Source organism: Maribacter confluentis (assembly GCF_030505015.1).
In the GTDB taxonomy this organism is placed as follows: domain Bacteria; phylum Bacteroidota; class Bacteroidia; order Flavobacteriales; family Flavobacteriaceae; genus Maribacter; species Maribacter sedimenticola.
In genome coordinates, this window is record NZ_JAUKUC010000001.1 from 480,431 (window position 1) to 495,949 (window position 15,519).

Here is a 15,519-nt window from a genome sequence, read left to right on the forward strand (position 1 = left end):
AGCCTTATCCGGTAATCTTTTTCGGCCACACATTTAGAAATATTACTATCAATAAAATCCAAATTATGATGGTTATTTATTGGCTGAAGTTAAAAGCTGACAAATGTCATAGTATTACAATGTCATCATTTTCATCTTTGATATAAGTTTTAGCAATAACTATGCAGACTACAAATTGTTTTCATTGCGGGGATACATGCACGGGTACGTTAATTACATTTGACGAAAAACCTTTTTGTTGTGCAGGATGTAAAACGGTCTATGAAATCTTTAGCAGTAACGATCTCTCATACTATTACGACCTGCAGGAGGCTGCGGGTACAACACCTAAAGCTATAGAAGGTAAATATGATTTCCTTGATAACGAAGAAATCATATCTAGGTTAACGGAGTTTAATGATGGCGCCGTACAGATCGTAAACCTTTACATCCCTACCATTCATTGTAGCTCCTGTATCTGGATATTGGAGAATTTAAACAAGCTGAACCCACAGGTAACCAATTCTCAAGTAGATTTTCCACAAAAAACTATTCGGGTTACCTACAAGCAGGAAGGCATTAGTTTAAAGGAACTGGTATTGCTATTGGCAAAAATTGGCTATGAACCTTACATATCCTTAGAGGATTTTGAGGGCAGTAAAAAAACAACGGATAAAAGTCTGCTCTATAAGCTGGGCGTAGCCGGATTTGCATTTGGGAATGTCATGTTCCTATCCTTTCCGGAATATTTTGACCTAGGCTCTAGCGCCGCTTCTGGGGGAGAATACTGGCTGAACAAATATCAAGATGTTTTCCGTTGGCTCATGTTTGTTTTCTCGTTACCTGTGGTTTTCTATGCCGCAAGTGATTATTTTGTATCCGCCTTTAAAGGCTTACGTGCCAAAATCTTAAATATTGATGTACCCATTGCCCTTGGCATCGTAGTTCTTTTTCTTAGAAGCACGTTTGATATAATCTTTAACCTTGGCAGCGGATTTTTTGACTCGCTTACCGGGTTGGTATTCTTTCTCCTACTTGGTAAATTCTTTCAACAGCGTACCTATAGCTTTTTGTCCTTTGAGCGAGATTACAAATCTTATTTTCCCATAGCCATAACTCGCCTAACCCCTAATGGAAAGGAAGAAACGGTACCCGTACAGGAAATTGCCAAAGGTGATAGAATCTTGATCAGAAATGAAGAAATGGTTCCGGTAGACGGCAAGCTTACCTATGGCAATGCGCAAATAGATTACAGTTTTGTTTCAGGAGAGTCAGAACCGGTATCAAAAAAAATTGGAGAACAAATTTTTGCAGGCGGAAAACAATTGAGCGGGGTCATAGAAATGATTGCCTCCAAATCCGTTTCCCAAAGCTATTTAACCCAGCTATGGGGCAATGCAGTCTTTAAAACGGATAAGGCTACCGCATTCCAAAACCTTACGGACAGTATTGGTAAACGGTTTACCGTTGGGGTACTATCCATTGCTTTTTTAGCCACGGCATTCTGGCTTTTTTATGACCCCGGTAAAGCCTTGAACGTATTTACCGCGGTATTGATCATTGCATGTCCTTGCGCAATAGCATTGGCCTCTCCTTTTACACTTGGCAACATGCTCCGTATTTTTGGGAAGAAAAAGTTCTACATTAAAAATACGCAGACCATTGAACAATTGGCCAAGATAGATACTGCAATATTTGATAAAACAGGGACGATTACGACCACACAAAAAAGTACGGCGCACTATGAGGGTATGCCTTTAACACCTGATGAGGAATCTATATTGAAAAATACCATTAGGGCCTCTAACCATCCTTTAAGCAGATCTTTATATGATCTTCTTAAAGAACAGGATATCATAACATTAGATGAATACGAGGAACATATTGGCAATGGGCTAAAGGGCTCAAAAGACGATATTAAAATGAAAATTGGTTCAGCAAATTTTGTGGGTAAGTTTACTACTGAAAATTTAATGGATACCTCAATTTATATCAGCTCCAACAATGCGTATAAAGGGCGCTACGTTTTTCATAATCAGTATCGCGAAGGGTTGTCCTCCGTTTTCAAGAATATGTCAGAAACATTGAATTTAGCAATCCTATCAGGTGATAATGAGGGTGAAAAAGAACGCCTAGAGGCACTACTTCCTAAATTGACCCCGTTGTATTTTAACCAAAAACCGGAAACAAAACTTAATTTCATCAAAACTTTACAGGATCAAGGAAAAAAAGTGTTGATGGTTGGTGATGGACTAAATGATGCCGGTGCCCTAGCCCAAAGTAATGTAGGCATTGCCATATCAGAAAACATCAATGTATTCTCCCCCGCATGTGATGCAATTTTAGATGCTTCCAAATTTCAACAGTTATATCAATATATCCTAGCATCCAGAAAGTCAATACAAATAATTAAAATGAGTTTTGTTCTATCCTTGCTCTATAATTGTATAGGCCTCTACTTTGCCGTCACCGGGCAATTAGAGCCAGTTATTGCAGCAATCTTAATGCCGCTTAGCTCTATAAGTATAGTTGTGTTTACGACGATAATGACCAATCTTTTAGGAAGAAAACTTTCTTAAAATTGAACACTAACCCAATTGGGGTATTCAATTTATTTTTAATAAAAAATCAATTCTTCACTCCTTTAGTTTTTAACTCATCGGAATTATCACATTACCCTAAATTATTGATTTAAAGCAATATAACAACACGTTATTTACATTTTTAAAACCCGAAAATACGGTTGTACTCGGAAAATAATAAAGTATGACAAATGTCATTTTCTAAGGGCTTTTCCACTCCTAATTTTACAGCATAATTCAATTAGGTATGAGTGTAATTTATGTGTTATTGACGATTAGCCTGGTAGTGGCAATCATCTTTTTTATCGCTTTTATCATTTCGGTCAGGCAAGGCCAATATGATGACTCTTACACCCCTTCTGTTCGCATGCTTTTTGAGGACGAACTGGTTAAACCTAAAAAAAAGTAAAGTAAAGAGTAAATGATTAAACGTGTAGGACATTTGCAAATTAAAAAGAGTCTGTTCTCTAATTTCTTTTCTCTCTGCTCTCCATTCAATAAAAATAAAATCCAACTAAATAAACAAGTATAATTATGGAAGTACAGCAGTTTTATTACGATAACAAAATCGTGAAAAATTTCCTTTATGCAACCATGTTCTGGGGTATTGTGGGTATGTCTGTAGGCTTATTATTGGCCTTCATGTTCATGTTTCCAAATTTAACCGACGGTATATCATGGTTAAGTTTTGGTCGTTTACGCCCGTTGCATACCAACGCGGTAATCTTTGCATTTGTAGGGAATGCCATTTACGCAGGAGTCTACTACTCTACACAACGATTGTTAAAAGCCCGTATGTACAGTGATTTTCTCAGCAAATTTAATTTCTGGGGATGGCAATTGATCATTGTAGCCGCCGCTATTACCCTTCCGTTGGGTTATACTAGTTCTAAGGAATATGCAGAGCTGGAATGGCCCATAGATATAGCCATTGCATTGGTATGGGTGGCTTTTGGTATTAACCTTATAGGCACCATGATCAAAAGAAGACAGCGCCACCTGTATGTGGCCATATGGTTTTACTTGGCAACATTTGTTACTGTAGCGGTACTACATATTTTCAATAGTTTAGAATTACCTGTAACGGCACTAAAAAGTTATTCCGTATACGCTGGGGTACAAGATGCTTTGGTACAATGGTGGTATGGGCATAATGCCGTGGCATTTTTCCTTACTACTCCCTTTTTAGGGCTTATGTACTATTTTGTTCCCAAAGCTGCGAACAGACCGGTGTATTCATACAGACTGTCCATTGTACATTTCTGGTCATTGATTTTTATTTATATCTGGGCCGGTCCTCACCACTTATTATATTCCGCTCTACCAGATTGGGCCCAAAACCTAGGAGTAGCTTTTTCAGTCATGCTTTTGGCTCCATCATGGGGCGGTATGATCAACGGATTGTTAACCTTACGTGGTGCTTGGGACAAAGTGCGTACCGATCCGGTCCTAAAGTTTATGGTTGTCGCGATTACCGGTTATGGTATGGCCACTTTTGAAGGTCCTATGCTATCCCTTAAAAATGTAAATGCCATTGCCCACTTCAGCGATTGGATTATTGCCCACGTTCATGTAGGTGCCTTGGCTTGGAACGGTTTCTTGACCTTTGGTATGATCTATTGGTTGGTTCCAAAAATGACCAAGAAGAAATTATTCTCTACCCCATTGGCCAACTTCCACTTCTGGATCGGTACACTTGGTATTATACTTTATGCCCTACCTATGTATGTTGCCGGTTTTACTCAAGCCTTGATGTGGAAAGATTTTAATCCTGATGGCACTTTGGTGTATGGAAACTTCTTGGAAACCGTAAACGAAATTATGCCTATGTATTGGATGCGTGCCATTGGTGGCAGTCTTTATATAGTTGGTGCAATCGTAATGGTTTACAATGTAGTACGAACCATTAAAGCCGGTAGTGTCATAGAAGACGAATTGGCAGAAGCTGCTGCCCTTACAAAGGTTTCAAAAAGAAGAACGGCCGGTGAAACATTCCATACTTGGTTAGAGCGTAAACCAATTCAATTGACCATTTTGGCTACCATTGCCATATTGATCGGTGGTATCATACAGATTGTACCTACCATATTGGTGAAGTCCAATATACCGACCATTACTAGTGTAAAACCTTATACACCCTTAGAATTGGAAGGTCGTGACCTGTATATTAGAGAGGGCTGTGTAAGTTGCCATTCACAAATGGTTCGTCCTTTTAGAAGTGAGGTTGAACGTTATGGCGAATATGCCAAAGCCGGTGAATTTGTTTATGACCACCCTTTCTTATGGGGAAGTAAGCGTACAGGACCAGATTTATTAAGGGTTGGTGGTAAATATTCCGATAACTGGCACTTGAACCACATGTACGACCCACAAAGTACATCATCTGGCTCCATTATGCCTGCATATGCGTGGTTGGTACGTAATAAGCATGACAGAAGCGATATTCAAGCAAAAATGGAAGCTATGGTTACTCTTGGTGTTCCTTATACAGAAGAAGACATTGCAAACGCCAATGCCTTGATGGATGCACAAGCGGAAAAAATAGAACAAAACCTATATAGTGATCCTGACTTTGCAAGAACCTATGAGGCCGATAAAAAATATGCGGCAGAAAACGGTGAGGAATTTACAGAAATGAGAGACCGTGAAATTGTATCCTTAATAGCCTACCTACAACGATTGGGTACGGATATTAAAATTAAGGAAACTGGCGAATTATTATCTGATAACAAAAACTAAAAAACATGTTCAAATTTGTAAAAGGTTACATGGAAACCATAGATGGCGTAGCAACCTACCCCATGATATCATTGCTCATATTCTTTGTTTTTTTCACCCTCTTGTTTTGGTGGGTTATAACAGCCTCTAAATCATATATCAAAGAAGTTAGCGAATTACCCTTAGAAGAAGATAACCAACAAAATAAAGACCTATGAAAAATAATACAGCTTGGTGGTTTAGAATAACAGTGGCCTTTTTTATGGTCGTTGTACTTATGGAGATTTATATAGAAAGTGGCGATAAACCGGCTTTCATTACCTACCCTACTATGATGATCGGCTTTATGGCCTTGATTTTACTGTTACTATTGGCCATTGCATTTATTGTTCAGGCTATAGAAAACGTATTGTTCAACACCTTGGATGAAGAAGCCAAACTACGGTATCTGGCAGAAAAAAATAAAAAATGGGAATGGACATGGGGCAAAAAAATGTATGCCAAAATGTTGGGCAGCAAGCCTATAGAGTCTGAAGAGGAAATTATACTTGACCATAATTATGACGGTATACGAGAACTGGACAATAACTTACCACCTTGGTGGGTATACCTGTTCTATGCATCAATAGTATTTGGTGTAGTTTACTTATTGCGCTTTCATGTCTTTAACGATTACGACCAAAAATTGGAATACGAGCAAGAAGTTGCAGCAGCCCAATTGGAAATTGAAGAATACAAAAAAACGGCTAAAGGCCTTGTAGATGCCAGCACGGTAGAACTATTGACCGATGCCGGCGACCTTAATGCCGGTAAAGGCATATTTGAAAGTAATTGCGTGGCCTGCCATATGGCAGATGGTGGCGGTGGTATAGGTCCTAACCTGACCGATCAGAATTGGATTCTTGGCGGAGGCATTAAAAATGTGTTCAACACCATTTCCGAAGGTGGTCGTGATGGTAAGGGTATGATCGCTTGGAAACAGAATCTAAAACCAGCAGAGATAGCCCAGGTTGCAAGTTATGTACTGAGTTTTCAAGGCACTACACCTGCAAACCCTAAAGCGCCGGAAGGAGATATATGGGCAGATCCCAATGCTCCGGCCCAGGAAGCTCCGGTAGAAACTGATGTACCTGAAATCGCAATAGACTCGGCATCGGTTACTATGAACTAATATTGATGGAGGGCCGTACCTCCCAAATGCAGTAAAGAAAATAGTATGTCGCAAGATCAAGATCATTTCAGGGATTCTATAGGCACCATAAAGGAAGATGGTAAACGGGCTTGGGTATTTCCAAAAAAACCCAGTGGCAAGTTTTACCAGTACCGTAAATATGTTAGCTATGGACTCCTTGCATTCTTGATCTTGTCCCCTTTTATCAAAATTAACGGCAACCAATTTTTAATGTTCAATGTCCTGGAAAGACGTTTTAATATTTTTGGTTTTCCATTTTATCCTCAAGATTTTCACCTATTTGTAATTTCCATGATAATTGGGGTGGTCTTCATTGCATTGTTTACCGTTGCATTTGGCCGTATTTTTTGTGGATGGATGTGTCCACAGACCATATTTATGGAAATGGTCTTTCGTAGAATTGAATATTGGATAGACGGTGACCGTGGTGCCCAAATGCGATTGGACAGACAGGAATGGAACGCTGAAAAAATTAGAAAAAGAGTGCTTAAATGGAGCATCTTTTTTATCATTTCCTTTATTATTGCGAATGTGTTTCTTGCTTATCTGATTGGTAGTGACCGCTTGATACAATACATTACGGACGGACCGGCACAGCATATAAGTACAATGATCTCTTTGTTGATTTTCACGGCCGTGTTTTATTTTGTCTTTGCTTGGTTTAGGGAACAAGTTTGCATCATTGCCTGTCCTTATGGCCGTATGCAAGGAGTACTATTGGACAACAAATCAATTGTTGTTGCCTATGACCACAAACGTGGTGAGGCCGAAAATGGAAGAAAAAAATGGCGTAAGAACGAAGACCGTGAAGCACTTGGCCATGGTGATTGCATAGACTGTTTTCAATGTGTAAACGTTTGTCCAACGGGAATAGATATCAGAAACGGAACTCAGTTGGAATGTGTTAATTGTACGGCATGTATTGATGAATGCGATACCATCATGGAAAAAGTAAACCTACCAAAAGGTTTGATCCGTTATGCCAGTGAAGATGAAATTACCAAAAAAGAGAAATTTAAGTTTACGCCCCGTTTAAAAGGGTATACCGCCGTATTGATTATATTGACAGGGGTACTAATAGGTATGATGTTCCTGAGAAACGACCTTGAAGCAAATATCCTAAGGCTACCAGGGCAACTGTACGAACATAAAGAGGGAAACATCATCAGTAATGTGTATACCTACAAATTGCTGAACAAAACCACTAAAACGGTTGAGGACGTTCAATTTAAATTAATATCCCCAAAAGGTGAAATTAAACTGGTACGCCATGAAAATTTTGACGTAAAACCAGAGGCCTTGGCAGAAGGTACGTTGTTTATAGAGATAAATGCAGCTGTATTAAGCGGGGATAAGAACAACCTTAAGATAGGAGTTTACAGTAAGGATAAATTAATAGAGACCACCACGGCGCGCTTTTTGGCACCACGCAGTTATAAATAGCAAAATAAAATCACCATGAAAATTAATTGGGGTACCGGTATTGTTATAGCCATAATAGGTTTCATAAGTTTTATCATGTTCTTCGTTGTCAAAATGACCACAAGCCATGATGCCAACCATGATTTGGTTACCGAGGACTATTATAAGGCAGAGTTAGGCTATCAAAAAGAAATAGATGCGGAACAAAAAGCAAAGGACGAAATAGAACCGCTACAGGTAACGAATGTAAAGGAAGGTCTTTTGATCGTTTTCCCAAACCATTATGACGTATCTGCGGTATCAGGAAATGTGTCCCTTTATAGACCATCTAATAAGCACTTGGATTTTGACTTACCCATTGCCTTGACAAACTCAAAATTCCTCATACCTAATGAACGCTTGTTGGATGGTCGTTGGGACATTAGAATAGCATGGAGCTATCAAGGAAAGAATTTCTTGTTTAAAAAAAGTATAACCCATTAATAAAAAATGGTACTATCTGCCCTCATATTAGGATTTATGGGAAGTTTGCACTGCGTAGGAATGTGCGGACCCATTGCCTTTATGCTTCCGGTAGATAGGACAAACCCTTATAAAAAATTTGGACAGATATTCATCTATCATATAGGACGTTTATTGGCATACGGTATCATAGGTCTTGTATTCGGATTATTGGGTAAAGGGCTTTCCATCTTTGGTATACAACAGAAACTTTCTATTGCTATTGGTATTATAATGATCCTGATTGTTTTGATCCCGTATCAAACTTTCAACAAGTATAATTTTTCCAAACCTATTTTTAAATTGGTATCCAAGGTAAAGAATAGATTGGGCAAAGAGCTCCAAAAAAAATCTCCCGATACCTTCTTGACCATAGGATTCCTAAATGGATTTCTACCTTGCGGTCTGGTTTATATGGCCCTTTTTGCTTCTATTGCAATGGGTAGTTCAATACAAGGCGGACTATATATGCTCCTATTTGGCATAGGTACCATACCACTAATGACTACCGCAATTTATTTTAGCAGTCTGTTAAAGGGCGGTATAATACAGAAAATTCAGAAGACCATACCTGTATTTGTAATTGCCATTGGTATTCTATTTATACTAAGGGGTTTAGGCTTGGGTATTCCATATATCTCTCCCGCTCCCGCTCCTGCTACGGATATGGTTAGCAACTCCATAGAATGTCATAACTAATTTCCAATATTCCAAACCATGAAACTTTCACCAAATGATATTGTACTTAGGCCAAGGTTTCAGCTTACATTGGTACAGGATAAGGAAACCATATTGACCCATTTTCAACATGCTATGGACCACCCTTTTGTCATTAAGCGATTGGATGAACATGTCTTTATAAAATTCAATAACCTCAACAATCACTTTTGGTCGCCACAATTGCATTTAGAAATTGTAGATGAGGATAATACTTGTAAACTATATGGAGTTTTTGGCCCCAACCCTACTTTATGGACCTTTTTTATGTTCATCCATTTTGTCATTGCCATACTATTTATTGTGGTGGGGATATGGGCCTATTCAAGTGCTTCTCTTGGCAAAAACTACCATATACAATTAGGAGGAATGGTCATACTTATACTTTTATGGACGGTACTTTATTTCCTTGGCAGGGCAGGAAAAAAAAAGGGAAAACCACAAATGTTACAATTATATAATTTTATGATGAATGTTCTTACAGAATGAATTTAAAATCTTTAACTCACTTTAGTATATTTGATTCTTGTTCAATAGTCTAATAACCAAACTAATGAAGCGTATTTTTATTTTTTTACTGACCCTATTTTCTCTACAAGTGCATATGACCGCACAGCAACAGGACATTGAACCAACGGGTACCGAAAACATTGCCTATAAATGGGGCAAAATGGCATTGGACGCCACTGCATCCGATACCGAAAAATTTAAGCCAAGGCCAACCATCACCTCCCGATATTTAGGTTTAATATTTACCACAATTTTCGATGCATGGTCCAGATATGACCAAAACGCTATTCCGGTATATTTAAAAAATGTGGAAAGAAGACCTTTGGCAGAGCATTCCCTATCCAATAAAGAAATAGCCATTAGCTATGCCGCATTTGGCGCCTTGAAGGAATATTATTATTCCGATACCGATATGTTCCGAAAATTTATGATAGATCTAGGCCTTGATCCGGATAACGAATCTTTGGACCCCTCTACTGCAGAGGGCATAGGCAATCTAGCAGCAAGGGCTACTATTGAAGCCAGAAAATATGATGGAAGCAATCAATATGGTGAAGTATCAGGTTCCAATGGCAAACCCTATTTTGATTATACTAATTATAGTCCTGTAAATACCGCAGATGAAAGTACGGATATCAACCGTTGGCAACCCAAATATTTTTCAGATGGCAAAGGAGGGCAGTTTGCACCTGGTTGCCTAACCCCATATTGGCAAAAGGTTACCCCCATCACCCTTACCTCAGCCGATCAATTTAGACCTGGACCGCCACCAATGGTGGGCTCGGAACAATTAAAACTTGAGGTTAAGGAAGTGGTTGACCTGCAGGCAAACCTAACCGATGAGGATAAAGCCTTGGTTGAATTTATGCGAGATGGACCACAATCTGTTCAACAGGCCGGTCACTGGCTAAAATTTGCGCAAGATGTTTCTAGAAGGGACAACCATACCCTAGATGACGATGTAAAAATGTATTTTCTAACCGAAATTACCGCCATGGATGCATTTATTGCCTCTTGGGACTCTAAAATGTTCTATGATTTTGCAAGACCTTATGCGTTGGTTCATGAATATTATAAGGATAAGACCATTAAAGCGTGGGGCGGACCCGGAAAAGGTATCGTAGAAATGAAAGGTCAGGAATGGAGACCGTATTCCCCAGATGTTTTTCTATGCCCTCCTTTTCCCAGCTATACCTCTGGCCATAGTACCATTAGTGGGGGCTGTGCAGAAGTATTACGGCTCTTTACCGGGGATGATAATTTTGGGGTATCCGTTGAATTGGTTCCAGGAACCTTAACGGAATTAAATGCCAAATACTATGGAAAACCGGTTACCATAACTTTCCCGACCTTTACAGAAGCAGCCAATATGGCCGGTATTTCCAGGGTTATGGGAGGCTACCATATTCAAGCTGATAATATTGCCGGATTACAATTGGGAAGAGATGTAGCGCACCAAGCTTGGAAGTTCTACAACAAACACCTAGGTAATTAAAATTTTACAGGGAATACATTAAATAAATAAACCCAAGGCATATGCCTTGGGTTTATTTATGTTTATAGATGTGGTTAGTAGCTATATCTTAAATGTAATTACAGGAATCCTGGCATGGTTAACAACGTCCTCACCTATACTTCCATTAAAAAAATGCGATATGCCTTTACGACCGTGGGTAGGTATGGCTATAGCATCTGCTAAAATTGTGTTCCCATAATTAATAATACCCTGCTCTACGCTATAATCATTATATACTTCAACTTGGTCCGCTGCGTTTGCCTTGGTCAAAAATTTATTGATTTTCTGATAAGCATCCCTATTGCTCATAAAATTATCGTTGGGGGTATTGATATATACGACTTCCATAGACGCTTTGAACAGTTCTGCAAATTCCCTTGCTTTTTGAAAAGCCGGTAAACTATCATCATTAAAATCACAGGCAAAAACAAATCTTTCAATAGTAAAATCTGTTATTTCCCCTTTAATGACCAAAACGGGTACGGTAGCATTACGTACTACCCGCTCGGCATTGCTACCGATAAAGATTTCCTCAAAACCATTTGTGCCGTTAGATCCCATGACGATTAAATCTGCACTATGGTCTTCGGCAATTGAATCCAATTCACTATACACCTTATAATGTTTAATAATGGGGGTTACCGTTAGTCCTTCCAGATAAGGCTTGGACAAAAATTCCTTCAAATTCTTTTCTGCCAGTTTTACTAGGAATACGGTCTGTTCCGCATACACCCCATCTGGTGAGGTAAGCAAAGCTTGATTAAGCTCCAACATATGAACCACCAACAGCTCCCCGCTGAATTTTTTAGCCAAGTCCGCCGCAGCCTTAAGGGCATGACTGGATTGTTCCGAAAAATCTGTAAGTACAATAATCTTTTTCATGATTTTGTTATTTGAAGTTCATTTTATGTTATCTAAGTTAATTCTTAAACGGTCATTGAAAACAACTTTGTTTCCGGTGCTTTCTTTTGCAATGGTAAATCAAATGCCATACAAACATTCCTCACAAAAGGTCTTCCCTTTTCGGTTATCTTTAAGTTACCTTCCGTAATTTCAACTATACCGTCTTCCTCTAGCTCACTCAACCTTTCCAATATACTGTCCATTTGGGGCAAGTACAATTTAAAAGCGCTCCAAGAAGTCTTGAAGTGGCACATTAAATTTAAGATATGTCTACGTATAATTTGGTCTTCTTCAGTTAAAATATGACCCCTATACAAGGGTATAATATTGTTGTATACCAAATTTTGATATTCTTCAACATTCTTAACGTTCTGCGCAAATCCGTACCAACTATCACTAATACTGGATGCACCCAAACCAACCATTAAATGGGTATTGGAGCTGGTATACCCCATAAAATTCCTATGCAAGCTGCCCGTTACCATAGCCTGGTACAATGCATCTGTCTCCAATGCAAAGTGATCCATACCAATTTCTCGATACCCACTGGTCTGCAACATTTTTTTACCCATTTCATACTGGGCCCTTTTTTCATCGCCCGCCGGGAGATCTGCATCATTATATCCCCGTTGACCATTACCCGCCAACCAAGGCACATGGGCATAACTGTAAAAAGCGATCCTGTCTGGTTTTAACTCCTTGGTTCTTTCAATAGTATGTACCACATGTTCCAATTTTTGATGTGGCAATCCAAAGATGATATCATGGCTCACGGACTCATACCCTATTTCCCTGGACCATTGGGTAACGTTACGTACATTTTCAAAAGGTTGTATCCTATTAATTGCTTTTTGTACGGTTTCATTGTAATCCTGTACCCCAAAACTGACCCTTCTAAATCCTACATCGTATAATACCTGTAAATGTTCCTTGGTGGTATTGTTGGGATGACCTTCAAAACTAAAGGAGGCATCTGTAGCCTTGTTCGCAATCCTTAGAATTCCCTCTATGAGAAATTTTAAGTTTTCTGGTGAAAAGAAGGTTGGTGTACCACCACCCAAATGAAGTTCTTTGATTATTGGCCTATCATCGAACAACGCTGTATAAAGTCGCCACTCCTTAATAACGGATTTAAGATAGGGTAATTCCACATCATGCCTCTTGGTTATACGTTTATGACAACCACAGAAGGTACACATGCTTTCACAAAAAGGCAGATGGATATAAAGGCTTATACCCGTAGTTGAATTGCTCGCATGAAAGCTTTTTTTGACCGTTTCTTCCCATTTTTTACCGGAAAATGTAGAAATATCCCAAAATGGTACGGTTGGGTAACTGGTATACCTAGGGCCTGGTACATTATATTTTTGAACAAGCGAACACATAGTATTTGATTTTACTACAAACTTATGTACCCATCCTAAAAAATAATATGACTTTTATCAGTTTCATATTGGGTACAAGCCATTAATTTTGATTTTTTGGGATATCAACTTAACCAAGGCCTTGTGTAACCATTGTTACGTTATCAAAAAGTGCAATCCAATAACTTTGCTCTAAATTTTAATCATATGCTATTAAAGGGTACCAAACTATATAGTATACTTTTTATTAAGTGTCCTAGGTGTCATAAAGGGGAATTTTTAGAAGCCAATCCCTATAAATTAAGTAACTTCAACAAGGTGAAAAAACACTGTCCCAAGTGCGATTTAAAGTATAGCATAGAACCCAGTTTCTATACGGGGTCCATGTATGTCTCGTATGCTGTTGGTATTGCCGTAGCGGTTGCAGTTTACGTGCTGACCTTACTTTTTGGCCTACAGACAAGCATAGGAACATTGTTTACGTTGATTGTTGTTGCCTTGGTATTGACAATGCCATGGATTGCCGCAGTCTCTAAGATTATTTGGGCCAATTTCTTTTTTAAATTTGACAAGAAAATAGCACAGAACGTTAACTAAAATTGATATGATACAGGATTTAAAAGAACAGTACGGAACTATTTTTGAAAATGAACTAATCAATGAAATTGTTCAGGTAGGTACTTTTAAAGAGGTTCCCGAAGGTTTTAAGTTAATTGAAATAGGTGATTATTTAAGGGGTATGCCCCTTCTCATATCTGGAGCTATTAAGATTTTAAGAGAGGATGAGGATGGTGATGAGTTATTGCTATACTATCTTGAAAAGGGAGACACCTGCTCAATGACCATGGCATGCTGCATAAACGATGCAAAAAGTGAAATAAGGGCCATTGCCGAAACCAATGCAAAGTTGATAATGGTGCCCATTCAAAAAATGGAGGAATGGACGGCCAAATACAAATCATGGCGCAACTTCGTATTCAATAGTTACCACGAAAGATTGAACGAGCTTTTGAGTACTTTGGATAGCATCGCTTTTCAAAAAATGGACGAACGCTTGGTAGGCTACTTAAAGGAGAAGGCCAGGGTTACCAAAGATGATATCATACATAACACGCATCAGGAAATTGCTTACGACCTACACAGCTCTAGGGTGGTGATCTCTAGACTATTAAAAAAATTAGAGGAAATGGGCAAAATAAAACTTCATAGAAATTATTTGGAAATAATTCAATTATAGTGCCTCTGTAACCATTGTTACTGCCAAGGACGGGCACCCGCAATACTTTTGTGGTATTAAAAAAATATCATGGAAATATTGCATATTATTGGATACTTCAGCGCCTTGGTCATTGGCATTTCATTAGGACTCATTGGCGGTGGCGGTTCTATTTTGGCCGTACCTGTTCTGGCCTATCTGTTTACCATCAATGAAAAAGCTGCTACGGCATACTCCCTATTTACTGTAGGGGCCAGTGCGCTTGTTGGAGGCTGGCAACAACATTTAAAAGGATATGTAGATTGGCGTACCTCCATAGTTTTTGGCATACCTGCCATTATTGGTGTTACTATGGTAAGACATTATGTAGTACCAGCAATGCCAGATGTCCTCTTTGAAATTGAACAATTACAATTTACCCGCAGAATGGCCATGTTCGGCCTATTTGCACTTTTAATGATTCCAGCGGCATACTCCATGCTTAAAAAGGAAAAAGTTATAATTACTAAAGGTGACGTTGCCTATAATTATCCGTTAATTCTTCTAGAAGGATTATTGGTTGGCGGTATTACAGGACTGATCGGTGCTGGTGGCGGTTTCTTGATCATACCCGCATTGGTCATTTTGGCAAATGTAGAAATGAAAGTCGCCGTAGGAACCTCATTGGTCATTATTGCCATAAAATCTTTGCTTGGTTTTCTTTTGGGCGATGCTATGACAATGCTCATAGATTGGAGCTTTCTCTTCCTGTTTACCGGCCTTTCGCTGATAGGCATCTTTATTGGTAGCTACCTTGGCACTTTCATTGACGGCAATAAGTTAAAAAAAGGTTTTGGTTATTTCATTCTTGTTATGGCTGCCTTTATTTTTTACATGGAATTTTTTTAATATAAAATTCC

Annotated in this window: 15 protein-coding genes; 13 read left to right on the forward strand and 2 right to left on the reverse strand. The window is 38.8% G+C overall.

Translation table 11 applies throughout. The annotated features are described in order from the left end of the window. Window positions 1-161: 161 nt before the first annotated feature. The 10 genes from Q2T41_RS02265 to Q2T41_RS02310 all read left to right on the forward strand — a co-directional run bounded on the left by Q2T41_RS02265 (window position 162) and on the right by Q2T41_RS02310 (window position 11,116). Window positions 162-2,558, forward strand: coding sequence for a heavy metal translocating P-type ATPase (locus tag Q2T41_RS02265; RefSeq protein ID WP_304434755.1), 2,397 nt, complete (start codon window positions 162-164; stop codon window positions 2,556-2,558). Between the two features lie 250 nt (window positions 2,559-2,808). Beyond that, window positions 2,809-2,970, forward strand: a complete 162-nt coding sequence (gene ccoS, locus Q2T41_RS02270; protein ID WP_144800875.1) for a cbb3-type cytochrome oxidase assembly protein CcoS — start codon at window positions 2,809-2,811, stop codon at window positions 2,968-2,970. Window positions 2,971-3,095: 125 nt separating this feature from the next. Continuing rightward, on the forward strand, window positions 3,096-5,300 hold the full coding sequence (gene ccoN / locus Q2T41_RS02275) for a cytochrome-c oxidase, cbb3-type subunit I (protein ID WP_304434756.1): 2,205 nt from the start codon (window positions 3,096-3,098) through the stop codon (window positions 5,298-5,300). A 5-nt stretch (window positions 5,301-5,305) separates the two neighbouring features. Continuing rightward, on the forward strand, window positions 5,306-5,497 hold the full coding sequence (locus tag Q2T41_RS02280) for a CcoQ/FixQ family Cbb3-type cytochrome c oxidase assembly chaperone (protein ID WP_089259983.1): 192 nt from the start codon (window positions 5,306-5,308) through the stop codon (window positions 5,495-5,497). Then, window positions 5,494-6,450 (forward strand): cbb3-type cytochrome c oxidase N-terminal domain-containing protein, encoded by a 957-nt coding sequence (locus tag Q2T41_RS02285; RefSeq protein WP_304434757.1) that lies wholly within the window; start codon window positions 5,494-5,496, stop codon window positions 6,448-6,450. The genes Q2T41_RS02280 and Q2T41_RS02285 overlap by 4 nt, the downstream gene beginning before the upstream one ends. 45 nt (window positions 6,451-6,495) lie before the next feature. Next, window positions 6,496-7,914, forward strand: coding sequence for a cytochrome c oxidase accessory protein CcoG (ccoG, locus tag Q2T41_RS02290; RefSeq protein WP_304434758.1), 1,419 nt, complete (start codon window positions 6,496-6,498; stop codon window positions 7,912-7,914). Window positions 7,915-7,929: 15 nt separating this feature from the next. After that, window positions 7,930-8,376, forward strand: a complete 447-nt coding sequence (locus Q2T41_RS02295; protein WP_304434759.1) for a FixH family protein — start codon at window positions 7,930-7,932, stop codon at window positions 8,374-8,376. 6 nt (window positions 8,377-8,382) lie between these two features. Continuing rightward, a complete protein-coding gene (locus Q2T41_RS02300; RefSeq protein WP_304434760.1) occupies window positions 8,383-9,093 on the forward strand; it encodes a sulfite exporter TauE/SafE family protein in 711 nt (236 codons plus the stop codon). 18 nt (window positions 9,094-9,111) lie between these two features. Beyond that, on the forward strand, window positions 9,112-9,600 hold the full coding sequence (locus Q2T41_RS02305; protein ID WP_304434761.1) for a GTP-binding protein: 489 nt from the start codon (window positions 9,112-9,114) through the stop codon (window positions 9,598-9,600). Between the two features lie 64 nt (window positions 9,601-9,664). Next, window positions 9,665-11,116 (forward strand): vanadium-dependent haloperoxidase, encoded by a 1,452-nt coding sequence (locus tag Q2T41_RS02310; RefSeq protein WP_304434762.1) that lies wholly within the window; start codon window positions 9,665-9,667, stop codon window positions 11,114-11,116. Window positions 11,117-11,197: 81 nt separating this feature from the next. Here the strand turns inward: Q2T41_RS02310 and Q2T41_RS02315 are convergent, their stop codons facing one another. Both Q2T41_RS02315 and hemN read right to left on the reverse strand, forming a co-directional pair. Continuing rightward, window positions 11,198-12,019 (reverse strand): universal stress protein, encoded by an 822-nt coding sequence (locus tag Q2T41_RS02315; RefSeq protein WP_304434763.1) that lies wholly within the window; start codon window positions 12,017-12,019, stop codon window positions 11,198-11,200. A 44-nt stretch (window positions 12,020-12,063) separates the two neighbouring features. Next, window positions 12,064-13,425 (reverse strand): oxygen-independent coproporphyrinogen III oxidase, encoded by a 1,362-nt coding sequence (hemN, locus tag Q2T41_RS02320; protein WP_304434764.1) that lies wholly within the window; start codon window positions 13,423-13,425, stop codon window positions 12,064-12,066. A gap of 186 nt (window positions 13,426-13,611) precedes the next feature. Between hemN and Q2T41_RS02325 the strand changes: the two genes are divergently transcribed. The 3 genes from Q2T41_RS02325 to Q2T41_RS02335 all read left to right on the forward strand — a co-directional run bounded on the left by Q2T41_RS02325 (window position 13,612) and on the right by Q2T41_RS02335 (window position 15,508). Beyond that, window positions 13,612-14,001 carry a DUF983 domain-containing protein gene (locus tag Q2T41_RS02325; protein WP_144800893.1) on the forward strand — a complete coding sequence of 130 codons (390 nt, stop codon included), beginning with the start codon at window positions 13,612-13,614 and terminating at the stop codon, window positions 13,999-14,001. A gap of 7 nt (window positions 14,002-14,008) precedes the next feature. After that, window positions 14,009-14,641: a Crp/Fnr family transcriptional regulator gene (locus Q2T41_RS02330; protein ID WP_089259973.1), complete on the forward strand. Its 633-nt coding sequence runs from the start codon at window positions 14,009-14,011 to the stop codon at window positions 14,639-14,641. A 69-nt stretch (window positions 14,642-14,710) separates the two neighbouring features. Continuing rightward, window positions 14,711-15,508, forward strand: coding sequence for a sulfite exporter TauE/SafE family protein (locus Q2T41_RS02335; RefSeq protein ID WP_304434765.1), 798 nt, complete (start codon window positions 14,711-14,713; stop codon window positions 15,506-15,508). Window positions 15,509-15,519: the final 11 nt, after the last annotated feature.